The following is an 18,459-nucleotide window of genomic DNA, read 5'->3' on the forward strand; positions in this document are numbered from 1 at the left end:
AAGGGCAAGAAAAGATCGAGAAATAGACAGATCAGCGGCTGGCGCGACGGATGTAGGTCTCAGGGTTTTTGGACTTGCCGTTTTCCAGCACTTCAAAATGAACGTGCGGACCAGTAGAGCGCCCTGTGCTGCCCATGGCAGCCACAACCTGACCCTTCTGGATTACATCCCCAACGTTTACGTCAATGCTCTTGGCATGGGCGTAACGGGTCAGCAGGCCATCGCCGTGGTCAACTTCCACGAGGTTGCCGTAACCATAGCGTTCGCCGGCAAATGTCACGACACCTGCCGCTACTGAAATGATGTCACTGCCTTCACGCCCGGCAAGGTCCACACCATCGTGCCAGGTCCGCTTGCCCGTAAAGGGATCTGAGCGGTACCCGTACTTGGAAGACAGCCAACCCCAGGTGATGGGCCGACCTTCAACATAAAGCTCGTCTTCCAGCTTCTTCTGGGACGATACGATATCCAGCATGCGCAGCTGGTGCTCCCGGTCTTCAATACGGAGAGCCAGGCTGTCTATCATGTCAGTCAACTGAGGCGCAGTGAAAGACTCGCCGGAAATACCGTCTTCCGGGCCACCAACGGCAGCAGGCTGACTGAAATCAAATTCATCACTGGCCACAACGCCAGTTTCAACGAAACGCTGCCCCAGGGCATCCAGACGAAGCAAACGGCTCTGCATCTCACCCAATCGCAACGTCAACGCATCCACCTGCTGACGAACGTTCTGGCGAACCTGCTCAAGTTCGGCTTTCTGGGAATCAAGTTTTGATTGCCACTGGGAAACGAGCTCTGCCTCAGACGGAGACTGCTCTTTCACGTCGCTCACCGCCATCGAATAGCCAGACCACACAGCGGTTGCCAGCAAAGCAATGAAGAACAGAGACACACCGATAGCAATTGGTGCGTTGATGGGTAATGCGCGTGATTTCCCGTGGCGCTTGCCAACAAGAATAATGTTCATAGAGCTATCTGATGTCATGAGGGGCGCAACCTTGTCCTGTAGTGTTGCGCCCTGAGTTATCTGACCGGCCCTGCTTTGGGCATCCTTTGCCAGATTGCGGAGTTCCTCTCCGACTACTCAATCATGGGCAGCAGTGACCGCGTCCGAAAACGCGCGTGCCATCCTTTGCAACGACTACGTCCATCTAAAGTAGCAGCCGCCCGTAGACATGCACGCGCCGGACAATGTAAAACGAGTGTAATACAGGCGTCGCTGCTTAACCGTATTGAAGTGTAACCAATCGTAACCGTTGCCGTCGAGAACTACCTACCGGCTATTACGACTCTCAGAGACTGGCATGAAGAAAAAGAGCGATCTTGAATTAACACCGGATAGCTTCAGTCCCGCCAGCACGCTGCGGGAACTGATGGCCAAAGCTGACCAGCATTCACTGGCAGAACAACAGGTTATCGAGGCATTACCGCCCAATCTTGCCAAAGGTAGCCGTTTCGTGAGCTGCAAGGAAGGAGAGCTTGTGATCGCGGCAGAAAGCGCCGCAAAAGCCAGCCAGATTCGTTTCCGACAGCACGAAATCATGGCAGCCATAAGAGAAAACGAACTGTTCCGGTTTGTCTGGAAACTGAAGGTAAAGGTGGTACCGCCCCGCTATCAGGACAAACCCACAGCAAAAATCACCCCGCTCAGTAACGAAAATGCCCGGCTCCTCAAAGAGGAAGCCGGGCACACGAAGGATCAACAATTACGCGAGGTTCTCGAAAAACTCGCAAGCCACGTCAGGGACTGAAGTTTCCCGCTTCAGCCCGCCGCCAGCACAGGTTTCATATAGGAAATGGGAGCAGTGGCCTCGTCATCGAAGGTAACCACTTCCCAGGAATCCTCTTCCGCCCGCAGCTTACGCAGCAGCTTGTTGTTCAGGTCGTGACCGGATTTGATGCCGCGGAACTCGCCAATCAGGCTGTTGCCAAGCTGGTAAAGATCGCCAATGGCGTCCAGAACCTTGTGCTTAACAAACTCGTCGTCGTAGCGAAGACCGTCCTCGTTAAGGATCTTGTAGTCGTCAACGACAATGGCGTTATCCACACTGCCCCCCAGGGCCAGATTCATCGCCCGCAACTGCTCGATGTCTTTCATGAAGCCGAACGTGCGAGCACGGCTGACTTCTTTCACAAACGATGTGCTTGAGAAATCAACCGTCGCCGTCTGAGCACGACCCTTGAACACCGGGTGATCAAAGTCGATGCCAAAACTCACCTTGAAGCCTTCAAAAGGCAGCAGGGTGGCTTTCTTGCCATCTTCTTCGATCGTTACTTCACGCTTGATGCGGATGAATTTCTTGGCTGCTTCCTGCTCGGCAATGCCCGCCGACTGAAGCAGGAACACAAACGGACCTGCAGACCCATCCATGATGGGCACTTCTGCGGCGCTGAGTTCCACGTAGCAGTTATCAATCCCGAGACCAGCCATGGCTGACAACAAATGCTCGACTGTCGCCACCCGGACACCATCCTTCAACAGTGTCGTCGAGAGCATGGTCTCACCCACGTTTTCGGCACGTGCCTGGATCTCGACCACCGGATCAAGGTCAGTACGGCGGAAAACAATTCCGGTCTCTACCGGAGCAGGTTTCAACGTCAGGTATACTTTTTCACCTGAGTGAAGACCCACACCGGTGGCCCGGATGGTGTTTTTAAGTGTCCGTTGTCTGATCATTGGTACATATTTCCGTCACAAATAAGCGATATAAACTGGGCAAAGATATGCCCCGAGAATATCAGAAAGCCAGACTGAATACCATTTAACCAATTTTTAGAAAAGTCTTGGCCACGGCATTCGCCAACTGAAATTAGGTTACATTCGTTATTTAGTCGGACAACCATGCCTGACTAAACGATTGCAAGACTCTATCAGTCGGCCTGACGACGGAGGAATGCGGGAATATCGAGATAGTCCACACCTTGTTCCTCACTTTCCTTACTCTGGTCAATCGCTACGTTACCGTGTGAAACGGCGCGACGACGCAGTACTGCCGGGCGATCCAGCTGGTTGTAATCCGTGGTGCCATCCAGCGTCCGGGTGTTATCCACCACCTTGGTTGGCTTCTCACGATCACCACCCAGTCCAGTGGCAACAACGGTTACTTTCAGCTCATCCGTCATTTCCGGATCAATCACCGTACCGACCACAACAGTTGCAGAGTCGGAGGCGAACTCACGCACAATGTCGCCAACCTCGGAGAACTCGCCCAGGTTGAGGTCCATACCCGCAGTAATGTTGACCAGGATGCCCTTGGCGCCCTGCAGGTTGATGTCTTCCAACAGTGGGCTGCGCACGGCGGCTTCGGCGGCTTCCCGCGCACGGTTCTCGCCAGTGGCGCGAGCGGTGCCCATCATTGCATTGCCCATTTCCGACATTACGGTTTTCACGTCGGCGAAGTCGACGTTGATCATGCCGTTCCGGGTGATCAGATCCGCGATACCCTGAACCGCACCCAGCAGAACGTCGTTGGCTGAGCCGAACGCATCCAGCAGGCTGGTCTTCTTGCCCATGACCGCCAACAGTTTTTCGTTCGGAATAGTGATCAGCGAGTCGACAGTTTCTTCAAGCTCCTTGAGGCCTTCTTCGGCCACGCTCATGCGCTTGCCGCCTTCGAACATAAACGGTTTGGTAACGACGGCGACCGTCAGGATGCCCATTTCGCGAGCCACTTCTGCAACAACCGGCGCGGCCCCTGTGCCTGTGCCACCGCCCATGCCGGCGGTAATAAAGACCATATCCGCGCCCTTGAGGGATTCGGCAATACGGTCGCGATCTTCCAGTGCCGACTGACGACCGACTTCCGGATTGGCACCAGCGCCCAGCCCCTTGGTGATATTGCCACCCAGCTGGATGATCTGGCGCGCGTCCAGGTCCGTCAGGGCCTGTGCGTCTGTGTTGGCGCAGATAAAGTCCACACCTTCAATGTCACTGTTGAGCATGTGACGAACGGCATTGCCGCCACCACCGCCAACGCCAACTACTTTGATGACAGCGTTTTGCTGCACATTATCGACGAGTTCAAACATTCCCCTACTCCTTCGTGCTGTGTTCGGCTTTCTTGTGAAACCGATTTTTTCGAGATTTTATGGTTCGAGAACTTTTCACATACCCGTCGCAGACAAGCTGCTACCGATACGCCTTACCCTGGACTGCCGGTCAGAACTGACCGGTAAACCAGGCCTTCATACGCTCAATCAGTGAGGGAGCATCCTCACCTTTGAGCGCAGGCGCCCTGCCAAGATCCATTTGGCGGAAGCCATGAATCAGCAACCCGACGCCTGTGGCGTAGATCGGGTTGTTGACCACTTCCGTCATGCCGGAAACCGCCTGCGGACAGGCCAGCCTCACCGGCATGTGGAAGATTTCCTCGGCCAGCTCCACCACCCCTTCCATGGTGGAGGAGCCGCCGGTAATGACGATGCCCGCCGGGATCAGATCCTCAAACCCCGAGCGACGCAATTCCGACTGCACCAGAGTGAACAGCTCCTCGTAACGCGGCTCCACCACCTCGGCCAGGGCCTGGCGGGACAAATCCCGCGGCGCCCGGTCGCCCACGCTGGGCACCTTGATGGTTTCTTCCGCGCCGGCGAGCTGAGTCAGGGCGCAGGCATACTTGATCTTGATCTCTTCAGCGTTCTGCGTGGGTGTCCGCAGTGCCATGGCGATGTCGTTGGTCACCTGATCGCCGGCAATCGGTATCACCGCGGTGTGACGAATAGCACCGCCGGTAAACACCGCAATGTCAGTAGTGCCACCACCGATATCCACCACGCAGACACCAAGCTCTTTCTCGTCTTCCGTGAGAATGGCGTGACTGGAAGCCAGCTGTTCCAGAATGATGTCATCTACTTCCAGGCCACATCGCTTCACGCATTTTTCAATGTTCTGTGCCGCATTCACCGCGCAGGTCACCAGATGCACCTTGGCTTCCAGGCGCACCCCGGACATGCCCATTGGCTCCTTGATGCCCTCCTGGCTGTCGATCACAAACTCTTGCGGCAGAATATGAAGAATCTTCTGATCCGCCGGGATAGCAACGGCCTGCGCCGCATCGATCACCCGGTCGATGTCCGCCTGGGTGACTTCACGATCGCGAATGGCCACGATCCCGTGGGAGTTCAAGCTCTTGATGTGGCTGCCGGCTATGCCCGCGTACACTGAGTGAATGCGGCAACCGGCCATCAGCTCGGCTTCTTCCACCGCCCGCTGAATGGCCTGAACCGTGGTCTCGATATTGACGACCACACCACGCTTTAGCCCACGGGACGGGTGCGATCCGATGCCCACCACCTCGATGGTCCCATCCATTTTTCGTTTGCCGACAATCGCAACCACTTTCGAAGTTCCGATATCGAGGCCGACAATCATGTTTTCCGTTTCAACCGATGACATGCGTACCACCAAACCGTAGGTCTGAATTATTCGTTGCTATGAATTCTTGCCAGAAACCGCTTCGTCCAGCTTCCATTTCACCGCTACCCCGTTGCTGTAGCGTGCATCTACTCGTTTTACTTCACTGGCCCGCGATACCAATCGTTCCTGGTAAACCGTCACGAACCGGTCAAACCGCTCATTCACCTGATCTCGCCCCAACACCACTTCGATGCCGTTGGAAAGTGTCAGAGTCCAGGCACCACGCTGTTCAAGGCTCAAACCTGCAAAACCCAGCTCGTATTCCGCCAGGGTGTCCGACATTGTCTGAGCCATGCGAATCACTTCCATCACGCGTTCGTCCGGGCCGGAAAGCATGGGCAGCTTGCCCGCCACTTCCGGGTTAGGCGGTGCAAACACTTCGCCCGCACGGCTCACCAAACGACCATCACTCCAATAGGCCAGAGGCTTTTTCTCACGAACCTCTATGGCCAGCCGGTCTGGCCAGACGCGTTTCACGGCGGCTGTTTCCACCCAGGGACGCTGCTCCAGTTTTTCCTTCACGTCGGACAGATCAGTCGCAAAGAAACTGCGGCCGACCCACTGTCCCGCACTGCGTTCAAGCGCGACCCGGCTTTCTCCAACCAGGTCACCGGTGATGTCGATAGCCATCACCTGGCGATCCATGGCGCTGAGCACCTGGCCCGTGCCCCAGGGCACCAGCGCAGCGAGCAATACAATGGCTGCGCCAATCACCACCTGACTCCAGGGCACTGCAGCCAGAATGGCCTTGAACAGCTGAAAACGGCTAGGCGAGGTTTCCAGCGATGTCGCTCCACGACGCCTCGGCGGATCGGACGGAATGGGCCGACTCTTGATCAGGATGCTTCTAATCATCGGCGGCCTCCTGAGCGTCAGCGGGTTCGAGCGTGTCTTCCAGAATCCGAACCACCAATTCTTCAAAGCTGATGCCTGCCGCTCTTGCCGCCATCGGCACCAGACTGTGGTCGGTCATGCCCGGCACCGTATTGACTTCCAACAGCCAGAAGTCACCGGCGGCGTCCTGCATGACGTCAACCCGCCCCCAGGTGCGACAGCCCAGAACGCGGAATGCATCCAATGCAAGATGCTGGAGCTTTAGCTCTGACTCCGGGTCCAATCCGCACGGGATCTGGTAGCGAGTGTCATCAGCCAGATATTTGGCTTCATAGTCATAGAAGGCGTGGTCAGTGCTCAGACCAATCGCCGGCAGCGCCTCGTCCTGAAGCAGGCTGACCGTAAATTCCGGGCCTTCAACCCATTCCTCGACCAGCACCAGAGGGTCCAGGGCGGCAGCTTCCCGATAGGCAGACAGCAACTCATCCCGATTAGTCACTTTGCGAATGCCAATACTCGATCCTTCGTGGGATGGTTTGACTCCCAGAGGCGGGCGCAATGTCAGCAGGATTCGGTCCGCATCGGCCTCTGACCCCATGGCGCTGAAGCGAGGCGTCGGGAGATTGCAGCCTTCCAGGACGTACTTGGTTCGCAACTTATCCATGGCCAGAGCCGAAGCCATCATCTCACTGCCGGTATAGGGAATGCCGGCCTGAGAAAGAATCGCCTGAAGGGTGCCGTCTTCTCCGCCGCGGCCGTGCAGGGCAATAAATACCCGATCGAATTCCGGATTATCCACGGTGCGCAGCAGACATCCCTGAACATCCACAGCGTAAGCGTCCACGCCTGCCGAAAGCAGAGATGAAAGCACTGCCTGACCACTTTTAAGAGAAACTTCCCGCTCGGCAGAATCGCCCCCCATAAAGACAGCTACGCGACCCAGCGCTTTCACTGTGGCCGGATCTGCCTGATAGGCCGGAATATCCATGCGTTTGTCACTCATCAGCAATCACCCCCGCGGCGCCCAGTCGGGCAGCGACACCACCAATATCGCCGGCGCCCTGGGTAATCAGCAGGTCGCCATCCTGCAGGGTATTGCCCAACAGGTGTTCAATTTCGCTGTTGTCTTCCACAAAGATGGGTTCGACATTCCCGCGCTGACGAATGCTGCGACACAATGCGCGGCCATCGGCACCCGGAATGGCAGGTTCGCCGGCAGAGTAAACATCCATCAACAGCAGGCCATCGACTTCCGAAAGCACTCTGACAAAATCTTCGTAAAGGTCTCGGGTGCGGGAATATCGGTGGGGTTGATAGAGCATGACAAGACGACGGTCTGGCCAGGCATCCCGCGCGGCGCGAATCACGGCCTCTACCTCGGTGGGATGATGGCCGTAATCGTCTATAAGGGTGATGGTTCCCTTGCGCGTTTCATAATCACCGTAAACCTGAAATCGACGTCCAACGCCCGCGAATCCGGCCAATCCACGACAGATGGCGGCATCCTCCACGCCTTCATCCGTGGCAACCGCAATAGCAGCCAGCGCATTCAGGACATTGTGTCTGCCCGGCATTTTTAGCTCGACGTCCAGATTCGAGCGATCACCTGGGCGGCGCACCACAAAACGGGTTCGAAGGCCATCCGATTCGATGTTCTCTGCTCGGTAGTCGGCGTCCGGGTTGTCAATACCGTACGTGATAATGGCCCGGGAAATCCTTGGGATGATTTCCTGAACATAGGCATCGTCCACACACATCACCGCCACACCGTAAAACGGAAGGTTGTGCAGGAAATCCACAAAGGTCTGTTTCAGCCGGCCCACATCACCGCCATAAGTGTCCATGTGGTCCGCTTCAATATTGGTGACCACCGAAATGACCGGTGTCAGGTGCAAGAAAGACGCGTCGCTCTCGTCAGCTTCGGCAACCAGATATCGTGAGCCACCGAGCTGGGCATTGGTACCTGCGCTGTTAAGCTTGCCGCCGATCACGAAGGTCGGGTCCAGGCCGGCTTCGCCCAGCACAGAGGCAATCAGGCTGGTCGTTGTGGTTTTGCCGTGTGTGCCCGCAACCGCAATACCGTGGCGATAGCGCATGATTTCCGCCAGCATTTCCGCACGAGGCACAATCGGCACCCGGCGACTGCGGGCAGCAGTCACTTCCGGGTTGTCACCGCTCACAGCAGTGGAGACCACCACAACGTCAGCATCGGCGCTATTGGCTTCCTGATGGCCAATAAAGATAGAGACATCCATGGCTTTCAAGCGATCGGTCACAGCGCTTTCGCGGATATCCGAACCTGACACGTCGTAGCCCTGGTTCTTCAGCACCTCGGCAATACCGCTCATTCCTGCGCCACCAATGCCCACGAAATGTATGTTCCGTATGCGGCGCATTTCAGGTACCTGATACACCAATGGTGGATTCGTCGGCTCAGCCATGGGCAGCCTCCAGGCAATAGTTCACAACTCTCTCCGTGGCGTCCGGACGGGCCAGCGATTTCGCCGCTGTCGCCATCCCGAGGATTCGTTTACGGTTCTGCGCCAGGTCAGACAACGTCTGGGCTAACGCTTCCGCTGTAAATTTGGGTTGAGGCACCAGAATGGCAGCCCCGGCTTTGACCATCTGCTGGGCGTTTTCAGTCTGGTGATCATCAACGGCATGGGGGAACGGCACCAGTACAGCGCCGACACCGGCAACGCAAAGTTCAGACACCGTCAAAGCCCCTGCTCTGCATAACACCAGATCTGCCCATTCATAGGCTTCCGCCATATCTTTGATAAACGGCTGAACACTGGCCTCGATGCCCGCTTCACGGTATGCGAGCTGGGCATCTTCAATGTTCTTTTCGCCACACTGATGGCGAACGATTGGCCGCTGTTCTTCGGGAATCAGTGCCAGCGCCTTTGGCAACGTCTGATTAAAGACCTGCGCTCCCAGACTTCCACCAACGACCAGCAAACGAAGCGCTCCGGACCGACCCGCCAGACGCTTTTCCGGATCCGGCAGCTCTGCCAGGTCCTGGCGTATCGGATTACCCGTGCAACGGGTAATGACATTCGGCCCAAAGCTCCCGGGGAATGCTTCCAGTACCGTCTCGGCAAACCTCACCAGTATCCGGTTTGTCATTCCGGCAATGGCATTCTGTTCGTGAATCACCAGAGGCGTTTTGGTCAGCCAGGCCGCAACACCACCGGGGCCCGTCACAAAGCCACCCATGCCCACCACACATTGGGGCTGGATCCGACGCAGCTCCGTGAACGCCTGCCCCAGGGCACGCATCAACCGGAACGGCGCCAACACAAGCGCCAACGCGCCCTTACCCCGCAGGCCCGACACCTGTATCAGCGACAGCGGAATATCAGTGTCCGAGATCAACCGTTCTTCCATACCACCAGCAGACCCCAGCCAGAACACTTCGTGGCCCCTGCTCTGCAACAACCGTGCTGTCGCAAGCGCCGGGAACACATGGCCGCCAGTGCCACCTGCCATCATCAGAAACCTGCGGGAATCAGCCATACGAGGCACCTCCCCGTGATTTCTTGGACGGCTTTTCCTTGTCGTCCGTGGCTTCGCGATCCGCACGCTCGAGTTCCACACGGGCAAGAACACCAATGCAAACCGCGGTGATCATCAAACTGGAACCCCCGTAGCTAATCAGCGGAAGCGTAAGACCCTTGGTGGGCAACAATCCCGTACTCACTGACATGTTGATACAGGCCTGCAGCCCGATCAGCAGAGTGATGCCGTAAGAGAAGCAAGCAGCGAACGGCATACCGTCTTTCTCAGCCCGACGGGCAATCACGAAACCGGATAGGACCAGCGCGGTGAACAGCCCCAGAACCATCAGGGAACCGAACAGACCGAACTCCTCGGCAATGATGGCGAAGATAAAATCCGTATGGGCCTCTGGAAGATAGAACAGCTTCTGCACCGAATTACCCAGACCAGTGCCCGCCCAATCACCACGACCAAAAGCAATCAGGGACTGGGTCAGCTGATAGCCCGAATCAAACTGGTCCTTCCAGGGGTCCAGATAGCTGACAACCCGTTTGAGGCGATAGGGCTGGGTCACGATCAATGCAGAGCCCAGAACAACCAGAACGCCAATCAGAGGCATAAAACGGCTCAAACGCACGCCGCTCAGAAAAATCATCCCGGCCGCCGCAGCCACCAGAACCACCGTGGCTCCGAAATCTGGCTCGATGACCAGCAGCACAGAGGCAACGCCCAATACCGCGATGGGCTTCAGGAATCCAGCCCAGGTATTCAGCAGCTCGTCACGGCGACGAACCACATAGCCCGCCAGATAGGCAATCAGGCAAAGCTTGGCAATCTCCGATACCTGGACATTGAACAAACCAAAAGGAATCCATCGGGTGGAACCGTTCACCGTGCGTCCCAGCGGCGTCAGCACCAGCAACAGGGAAAGCAGGCCGATGCCCAACAGCAGCCAGCCGCTGCGCTCCCACCAGGAAATGGGCACGTTCACCGCGATCAGCGCAAAGACACACCCAATACCGGCGAAAATGAGCTGTCGAATCACGTAGTGGTAGCCGTTGCCCATGGTTTCAGCCGCCATATCCATGGAGGCTGAAGAGATCATCACGATGCCCATAACCAGTAGTGCAGCGGCACTGATAATCAGTACCGGCAGCGGGCTCAGGTCGCCTAACAAACGGTTGCGGTGGTTAAGGGCGATATCAGCCTGCATCAGAGCCCCTCCACCAGTTGTCGAAACTGATTACCGCGATCCATGTAGTCGCGGAACATATCGAAACTTGCACAGGCCGGTGACAGCAACACCCGATCCCCAGCCTTTGCGATATCGGCAGCTCGGCTAACTGCGGCCGCCAGCGAATCTTCGCGGTGGATCGCGATGGAATCTCCCAATGCTTCAGCCATCCGCCCGGCATCAACCCCAAACAGAACAGCGGCGCGGCAACACGTGCGAACCGGCTCCACCAGAGGCGAGAAATCCGCGCCTTTACCGTCACCACCCGCCAACAACACAATTTTGCCGTTGTCAGGCGCCAGGCTCTGGATGGCCGCCGCCGTGGCGCCGACATTGGTGCCCTTCGAATCGTTGATGTAGTCAACGCCTGCCACCTGTCGCACCCACTCGCAGCGATGAGGCAGGCCTTTGAATTCCCGGGCGGTCTGCAGCATTACCTCCATGGGAAAACCTGCCGCATGGCCGAGCGCCAGAGCCGCCATCACGTTGCTGATGTTGTGGCTGCCCATCAGACCCAGCTCGCTGGCCAGAATCAGGTTGTCAAAACCGAAGGTGATCCAGGTGCCGTGCTCGTCGTCGCGAGTGCTGAAGGTTTCCGGGTTCACCCGATAAAATCCGAAACACAGGAACCTGAGATTGTCGCGCGCCATGGGGGTGCTCAGGGCGTCATCGAGATTCACGATGGCATTCTTGCAGCCGTTGAAAATGCGCTGCTTGGCCTGGAAGTAGTCCATCTTGGAGTCGTACCGGTCCATGTGGTCGTCCGATACGTTCAGCACGGTTGCCGCCAGCGCGTTAAGTTCATGGGTGGTTTCCAGCTGAAAACTGGAGACTTCCAGAACGTAGAGGTCCGCGCCTTTGCCCAGCAATTCAAGAGCCGGAGTGCCAATATTTCCACCAACGGCCACCTTGCGACCAGCGGCCTTTGCCATCTCGCCGACCAGCGAGGTCACCGTGGTTTTACCGTTGGAACCAGTGATGGCAATGATCGGCGCATCTGCCGCTTCAGCAAACAAGTCGATGTCGCCGCGAATTGTCGCACCTTGATGTGCGGCGTGACGGATCGCTGGCTCGGCGATGCTGATGCCGGGGCTTACAACGAGTTCGTTGAACCCGGCAAAGGTGTCAGCATCAAATTCACCGAGATAGATCGGCATGTCCGGGAACTGGTCGCGCAGCTCCTGCAGACCCGGCGGCTGGGCTCTGCTATCCGCCACGGCCAGATCGCGATCTTTTCCAGACAGATAGCGAACGCAGGAGAGCCCGGTAGCACCGAGTCCCACAACCAGCGTTCGACGATCTGAAGCGATCACACTCATGGCGATAGCGTTCCCTTTATCTCAACTTGAGGCTGGCCAATCCAACCAGGACGAGCACAACGGTGACCACCCAGAATCTCACGATGACTCGTGGCTCTGGCCAGCCTTTCAATTCAAAATGATGATGCAGCGGCGCCATCCGGAAGATGCGGCGGCCGGTCAGGCGGAAAGAAGCCACCTGAAGAATCACCGATATCGTTTCCATGACGAACACGCCGCCCATGATGAACAGCACGATTTCCTGCCGCACGATCACGGCAACCACGCCAAGCGCAGCGCCCAGTGCAAGGGCGCCGACGTCACCCATAAAGACCTGGGCGGGATAGGTGTTAAACCATAAGAATCCGAGACCGGCACCAACGAGCGAGCCGCAGAACACAATCAGTTCACCCGTGCCCGGCAAATGTGGAATCAGCAGATAATCAGCAAATTGTGCGTGGCCGGAGACATAGGCGAAGATGCCAAGGGCCGCTGCCACCATCACCGTTGGCATGATCGCCAACCCGTCCAGGCCATCCGTCAGGTTGACCGCATTGCTGCTACCCACGATCACGAAATAACTCAGCAACACGAAAATCACCGGGCCGAGCGTAATGGATACGTTTTTGAAAAAGGGCACATACAACGACGTTTCCTGCGGCAGCACCGAACTCCAGTACAGCGCGATCGCAGCCGTTGCACCGATCACTGACTGCCAGAAGTATTTCCAGCGCCCTGGCAAGCCTCGCGGGTTACGCTCAACCACCTTGCGGTAATCGTCGACCCAACCAACGGCACCAAACAGCAAGGTAACCAGAATGGTGACCCACACATAGCGATTGCCCAGATCAGCCCATAACAGGGTGCTGATGCCAACCGCCACAAGAATCAGGGCGCCGCCCATGGTGGGCGTGCCTGCTTTGCTCAAATGAGTCTGCGGTCCATCGTCACGAACAGCCTGACCAATTTGGTACTGGCTCAGTTTGCGAATCATGAACGGCCCGATAATCAACGAAATTAATAGAGCCGTCAGCACGCCGAAAATGCCCCGAAGTGTCAGATACTGAAACACAGTCAGGGCCGAGAAGTATTGTGATAGAGCCTCTGTCAGCCAGAGCAGCATGCGTCACCCACCTTTTGTTTTATTCCCTCCACCACGCGATCCATGGCGGAACTGCGAGAACCTTTTACCAGAACCGTCTGCGAATCAGCACTGCTCTCAAACAGACGACGCACGGCTTCATCGTGGGTTGCACAGGCATCCGCCCCGGCGCCAAACCCATCCACATATCCCTCGCTTCCAGCACCGACCGCCAACAACCGGTCAACGCCCTGATCTTTCGCGTAAACACCAATATCACGGTGCATGTCATAAGCACCGCTACCCAACTCGGCCATCGCGCCCAGCACGGCAATCCTATGCCCAGGCCTAGATGCCAGGACCTTGAGCGCTGACCTAATAGAGGAGGGGTTGGCGTTGTAGCTGTCGTCGATCACCGTCCAGCGAGATGAAAGATTCAATGTCTGTAAACGACCTGTTACTGCCTGAAGACCAGCGAGTCCCTGCTGGATCGCTTGATCTGTCGCGCCGACCGCCTGGGACGCCGCTATGGCGAGCAACGCATTGGTTATGTTGTGCTCACCCTGAAGGGATAACCGGATATCGCAATGCCATCCTGCCGGACCGTGGGCCGTAAAGCGCTGCTCGGGGCCATCAATCTGTACATCCGAAGGCCGGTAATGAGCGTCACGGTTACCACGTCCGCTCACAGTAACCACACGTCGATTTCCTGCGCGCTTTTGCCATTGCTCAAATGCAGGATCGTCGTAGTTCAGAATTGCGATCCCGTTGTCTGCCAGGCCATCGATGATTTCACCTTTACCCTGAACAATATTCTCGTAACTGCCAAAACCCTCCAGATGGGCTTGTCCGGCGTTGGTGAGGATCGCCACGTCCGGGCGCACAATGCCTACGGTGTGGGCAATCTCACCCAGACCGCTTGCACCCAGCTCAATAGCCGCATATTTATGCTCTGGCGTCAGCCGGAACAGTGTCAGTGGCACGCCAATGTGGTTATTCAGGTTCCCAGACGTGGCCAACGTACTGCCCATTCGGGACAAAATAGCGGCGACCATTTCGCGAACCGTGGTTTTGCCATTGCTTCCAGTCACCGCAACAAACCGCGCCTTACTCAGATCGCGATTACCGGCAGCCAGCGCCGCCAGGGCATTCACGGTGTCCTCAACGACCAGTTGAGGCAACTGCTCAGACTCATCAGCCTGGTCTACTACAGCAGCAACGGCACCGGATTCACGCGCAGCACCAATAAACCGGTGGCCATCAAAGTTATCGCCCCTCAGTGCAACGAAGAGGTCACCGGCGCCGATATTGCGGGTATCGGTAGACACATTTTCAAACCGCACGTCGTCCTGCCAGGCGCCAGACGGCTGCCCGCTGACCCAGCTCAAGGCTTGCTTTAGATCAAAGGTCGACATCATGCAACACCTCCATTAAGAGACAACGCATGACGCACCTGCTCCGCATCACTGAAAGGAATTCGTTGGGTTGCAGTTTCCTGCCAGGCTTCATGACCCTTTCCTGCAATCAACACAATGTCGCCTTCCTCAGCCATGGCAATGGCCTGACGGATGGCATCGGCGCGATCGTGAACCACCATGGCTTTATCAGGGGCGCTGAATCCCGCCATGATCTGATCGGTGATCTGATCGGGGGCCTCACTGCGGGGGTTGTCATCCGTCACGAATACAACGTCAGCACCCTGCTCCGCTTCCCTGGCCATTTCTGGCCGCTTGCCCGTGTCACGGTCGCCGCCACAGCCGAATACACAGATCAGCCGGCCGGAGACGTGGGGCCGCAATGCCTCAAGCGCACTGTTCAAAGCATCTGCGGTATGGGCATAGTCCACGACGACTCGCACGCCGTTAGCGCCCGTAAAGGGCTCGAGGCGACCCGGAGGCGGCACCAGACATTCCACGGCAGACTGCACACGTTCAACCGGCACACCCAGACTCAGAACAGCTGCCATAGAGGCCAAAAGGTTACTGACATTGAAGCTGCCCAGAATGGACGCAGAAAACTGGAACTGGCCCCACAAGCCGTCTACCGATGCAGAAAAGCCGGCATTGGTCTGTTCGATGCCGGTTAGCCAGATTTCCGTCTGGCTCTCGTGAAGGCTGTAACGAACACGATCACATTGGCCATCCAGCTGCTCGTATAGCTGGCGCCCGAACGGGTCGTCAAAATTGATCACCGCAAAGTGCAGCTCTTCGCGCTTGAACAACCTAGCCTTGGCCGCCCCGTATTCTTCCATCGATCCGTGATAGTCAAGATGATCACGCGTGAGATTGGTAAATACCGCACCTGTCATGGTCAGCCCATCCACGCGCCCCTGATCAAGGGCGTGCGAAGACACTTCCATGGCGGCTGCACGTCCACCCTGGGCAAGTATGCGTGAAAGCACCCGGTTCACCTGAACCACATCCGGCGTGGTGTGTGATGCTTCCTGAAGGGCGTCCGGCATACCGTAACCGAGCGTCCCAATGACACCGCATGGTGTTCCCGTTTCTTGGAGAAGTCTGGCGATATAATGAGAGACCGATGTTTTGCCGTTGGTGCCAGTCACACCAATCACTCGCAAACGCTGGGACGGATGCTCAAAGAATCGATCTGCAATACGCCCAAGCTGGCTGCGAAGACCTACCACCGGCACGATCAGAGCACCGTTCTGCTCGTGGCATTCGTCTGCCTGAGACGATTCCAGGAGAACAACGGTCGCGCCCGCCTCGATGGCCTGTCCCACATACTGGTCAGCCGTCGTTCGCTGCCCTGAAAGCGCAACAAACGCATCTCCCGGAGACACTCGACGACTGTCAGTCGACAAACCATGAATCGTGACATCAAAGACCGACGGCACGTCCTTGATCCCCTGAAGCAATGTGCTGAGTGATGTGATGCACATAACGTTAACCCCGCTCACCAGAGGCCGGTTCAGGTTTGCCAGCCTGACCCAACTCCAGTTCCGGTTTGACGTTCAGCAGCCTGAGCGCATCACCCATAACTCTCGAGAAAACAGGCGCTGCAACTTCACCGCCGTAATACTCGCCAGACTGAGGTGCATCCACGGCCACTACCGTAACGATTCTCGGGTGATCAATGGGCGCCATGCCTGCAAAGATCGCCTTGTACTGACTGTCTTCATAGCCATCCTTGCCTACAAGATGAACGGTGCCGGTTTTACCGCCCGCACTATAAAACCCCGGCTGCGCACGGGTACCCGTGCCTCTTTCAACAACTTCACGAAGCATCTGGCGAATTTCGAAGGCCACCTGTTCCGACAGAACTCGCTGCCCAACAGGCTTGTCTCCAATTTTCAGCAGGCTCAGCGGGTAACGAATGCCACCATTGGCCAATACCATATAGGCCTGGGCCAGTTGCAGAGCATTCACGCTCATGCCATAGCCATAGGACAATGTGGCTTCCTCAACGGGTCGCCACTTCGGAGGCGCCGGCAATACACCAACCGCTTCACCCGGGAAGCCAATACCCGTCGGCTGGCCAAATCCCAGTCTGGCGTATAGGTCGCGAATCACATCACCGCCCAGATCCGTGGCAATCTTGCTGATACCCACGTTGCTGGATTTTGCGATCACGTCAGTCAGGTTGATGACGCCGTAATTACGATGATCACGAATGGTAAAACGCCCGAAACGCCGAAATCCCGGTGAAGTATCAATCGTGCTGGACGCCTTGAATCGGCCGGACTCCAGCGCCGCAGCCATGGAAATCGGCTTCATGGTAGAACCCGGCTCGAACAGATCGGTAATTGCCTTGTTGCGGAGTCGATCGGCACTCAGCTGGCTGCGATCATTAGGGTTATAGGCACCCTGATTTACCATGGCCAGCACTTCACCGGAATCCACATCCAACATCACCAGCGTGCCGCCTCTGGCATTATGAGCGCCAACAACCGCTTTGAGTTCCCGATAGGCAAGGTACTGAAGCCGAAGATCGATGCTGAGAGAAAGGCTCTTTCCGGGCCTGGCATCACGAATCAGGGTAAGGTCCTTGATCGTTCTTCCGCGGTTATCCTTAAGAACGCGCTTTTTGCCACGCTCGCCACTCAACCACTCGTTATAGGCGAGCTCCATGCCTTCCTGACCAGACTCGTCGATGTTGGTAAAGCCAACGACGTGGGAGGTAACTTCACCCGCCGGGTAGTAACGGCGATATTCCTGGCGACTGTATATGCCGGGCGCACCCACATCCATTACCTGCCTTGCCAACTCGGGCTGAATCTTGCGCCGCAGATAGATGAACTCTCGACCCGCGTACTTGCGAAGCCTGGCTCGCAACTGCCCTTCACGCAGGCCCAGCTGCCGGGCTACCGCGGTCAATCTTGGATCGTCAGCGTCTACCTGCGACGGATTGGCCCAGACAGTCTGAACCGGCGTACTGACCGCCAGTGATTCACCGTGCCGATCGGTAATGACACCCCGATGAGCGTCAATCTTCTCGACACGAATGGTGCGCACGTCGCCCTGCTGCCGAAGGAATTCCTGATCGACAACGTGTAGATCCACCAGACGCCAGGCCAGAACCGAAACAACCGCCAGAAAAACACCCAGAACCGTGCCGTACCGCCAGGCTTTCAGCCCCGCGATCAGTCTACGACCCATTGTTGTCTTCCCTTTCTCGGACACTGCTCTCACCTTCCGATTGGTTGCTATTGCTAGCGGGAACCCACAAGCGGAGCCATCACAGGCACCAGCTCAATGTCCTGTTTACCAGGTACCGACATTCCAAATCGCTCTGACGCCAAACGCTCGACCCGGCCGTGCGCACTAAGCGCGCTTTGCTCGAGCAACAATTGACTCCACTCGCGCTGATAACCGTCGCGTTTCTCCTGCAACTCAGACAGCGTGTTAAACAGATGGCGGTTCTGGTGCGCACCGGCCACAACCCCCAGCGCCGACACCAACAACAGCGCCACCAGCACCACCGAAATGATCGCCTGTCGCTGTTGGAGAGCAACGAAGACCTGACGTGACAATCGCACTGCGGTCGACAGACCATCGCGCATACGCTGCCTGTTCAGCCTGGCCGTTTTGGATTTCGGTTCTACAGCTACGGCGCCCATGATCATGCGCTCCTTGTC

At 56.9% G+C, this 18,459-nt stretch carries 16 protein-coding genes; 1 reads left to right on the plus strand and 15 read right to left on the minus strand.

Features of this window, described 5'->3' with window-relative positions; translation table 11 throughout:
- Positions 1-31: 31 nt before the first annotated feature.
- Positions 32-967: a peptidoglycan DD-metalloendopeptidase family protein gene (locus tag QLQ17_RS13515; protein WP_283210100.1), complete on the minus strand. Its 936-nt coding sequence runs from the start codon at positions 965-967 to the stop codon at positions 32-34.
- 337 nt (positions 968-1,304) lie between these two features.
- Here QLQ17_RS13515 and QLQ17_RS13520 point away from each other — a divergent pair, with 337 nt between their 5' ends.
- A complete protein-coding gene (locus tag QLQ17_RS13520) occupies positions 1,305-1,751 on the plus strand; it encodes a DciA family protein (RefSeq protein ID WP_283210101.1) in 447 nt (148 codons plus the stop codon).
- An 11-nt stretch (positions 1,752-1,762) separates the two neighbouring features.
- Here QLQ17_RS13520 and lpxC read toward each other — a convergent pair whose 3' ends face one another.
- From lpxC to ftsL, 14 genes are all read right to left on the minus strand, one after another.
- On the minus strand, positions 1,763-2,677 hold the full coding sequence (lpxC, locus tag QLQ17_RS13525; protein WP_283210102.1) for a UDP-3-O-acyl-N-acetylglucosamine deacetylase: 915 nt from the start codon (positions 2,675-2,677) through the stop codon (positions 1,763-1,765).
- Positions 2,678-2,871: 194 nt separating this feature from the next.
- Positions 2,872-4,029, minus strand: coding sequence for a cell division protein FtsZ (gene ftsZ, locus QLQ17_RS13530; protein ID WP_283210103.1), 1,158 nt, complete (start codon positions 4,027-4,029; stop codon positions 2,872-2,874).
- 130 nt (positions 4,030-4,159) lie between these two features.
- Positions 4,160-5,395 carry a cell division protein FtsA gene (gene ftsA / locus QLQ17_RS13535; protein WP_283210104.1) on the minus strand — a complete coding sequence of 412 codons (1,236 nt, stop codon included), beginning with the start codon at positions 5,393-5,395 and terminating at the stop codon, positions 4,160-4,162.
- A gap of 36 nt (positions 5,396-5,431) precedes the next feature.
- Positions 5,432-6,271 carry a cell division protein FtsQ/DivIB gene (locus tag QLQ17_RS13540; protein ID WP_283210105.1) on the minus strand — a complete coding sequence of 280 codons (840 nt, stop codon included), beginning with the start codon at positions 6,269-6,271 and terminating at the stop codon, positions 5,432-5,434.
- On the minus strand, positions 6,264-7,253 hold the full coding sequence (locus tag QLQ17_RS13545) for a D-alanine--D-alanine ligase (protein WP_283210106.1): 990 nt from the start codon (positions 7,251-7,253) through the stop codon (positions 6,264-6,266). The genes QLQ17_RS13540 and QLQ17_RS13545 overlap by 8 nt, the downstream gene beginning before the upstream one ends.
- Positions 7,246-8,691 (minus strand): UDP-N-acetylmuramate--L-alanine ligase, encoded by a 1,446-nt coding sequence (gene murC / locus QLQ17_RS13550; protein ID WP_283210107.1) that lies wholly within the window; start codon positions 8,689-8,691, stop codon positions 7,246-7,248. Before murC ends, QLQ17_RS13545 begins: the two co-directional genes overlap by 8 nt.
- Positions 8,684-9,769, minus strand: coding sequence for an undecaprenyldiphospho-muramoylpentapeptide beta-N-acetylglucosaminyltransferase (gene murG, locus QLQ17_RS13555; protein WP_283210108.1), 1,086 nt, complete (start codon positions 9,767-9,769; stop codon positions 8,684-8,686). Before murG ends, murC begins: the two co-directional genes overlap by 8 nt.
- Positions 9,762-10,964, minus strand: a complete 1,203-nt coding sequence (ftsW, locus tag QLQ17_RS13560) for a putative lipid II flippase FtsW (RefSeq protein WP_283210109.1) — start codon at positions 10,962-10,964, stop codon at positions 9,762-9,764. The genes murG and ftsW overlap by 8 nt, the downstream gene beginning before the upstream one ends.
- Positions 10,964-12,304, minus strand: a complete 1,341-nt coding sequence (gene murD, locus QLQ17_RS13565) for a UDP-N-acetylmuramoyl-L-alanine--D-glutamate ligase (protein WP_283210110.1) — start codon at positions 12,302-12,304, stop codon at positions 10,964-10,966. Before murD ends, ftsW begins: the two co-directional genes overlap by 1 nt.
- Positions 12,305-12,320: 16 nt before the next feature.
- A complete protein-coding gene (mraY, locus tag QLQ17_RS13570; protein WP_283210111.1) occupies positions 12,321-13,406 on the minus strand; it encodes a phospho-N-acetylmuramoyl-pentapeptide-transferase in 1,086 nt (361 codons plus the stop codon).
- Positions 13,391-14,782 (minus strand): UDP-N-acetylmuramoyl-tripeptide--D-alanyl-D-alanine ligase, encoded by a 1,392-nt coding sequence (locus QLQ17_RS13575; protein ID WP_283210112.1) that lies wholly within the window; start codon positions 14,780-14,782, stop codon positions 13,391-13,393. Before QLQ17_RS13575 ends, mraY begins: the two co-directional genes overlap by 16 nt.
- On the minus strand, positions 14,779-16,263 hold the full coding sequence (locus QLQ17_RS13580) for a UDP-N-acetylmuramoyl-L-alanyl-D-glutamate--2,6-diaminopimelate ligase (protein WP_283210113.1): 1,485 nt from the start codon (positions 16,261-16,263) through the stop codon (positions 14,779-14,781). Before QLQ17_RS13580 ends, QLQ17_RS13575 begins: the two co-directional genes overlap by 4 nt.
- Before the next feature lie 4 nt (positions 16,264-16,267).
- Positions 16,268-17,980 (minus strand): peptidoglycan D,D-transpeptidase FtsI family protein, encoded by a 1,713-nt coding sequence (locus tag QLQ17_RS13585; RefSeq protein ID WP_283210114.1) that lies wholly within the window; start codon positions 17,978-17,980, stop codon positions 16,268-16,270.
- Between the two features lie 53 nt (positions 17,981-18,033).
- Positions 18,034-18,441 (minus strand): cell division protein FtsL, encoded by a 408-nt coding sequence (gene ftsL, locus QLQ17_RS13590; RefSeq protein WP_283210115.1) that lies wholly within the window; start codon positions 18,439-18,441, stop codon positions 18,034-18,036.
- Positions 18,442-18,459 lie beyond the last annotated feature (18 nt).

It is taken from the genome of Marinobacter sp. CHS3-4 (assembly GCF_030053415.1).
Classification (GTDB): domain Bacteria; phylum Pseudomonadota; class Gammaproteobacteria; order Pseudomonadales; family Oleiphilaceae; genus Marinobacter.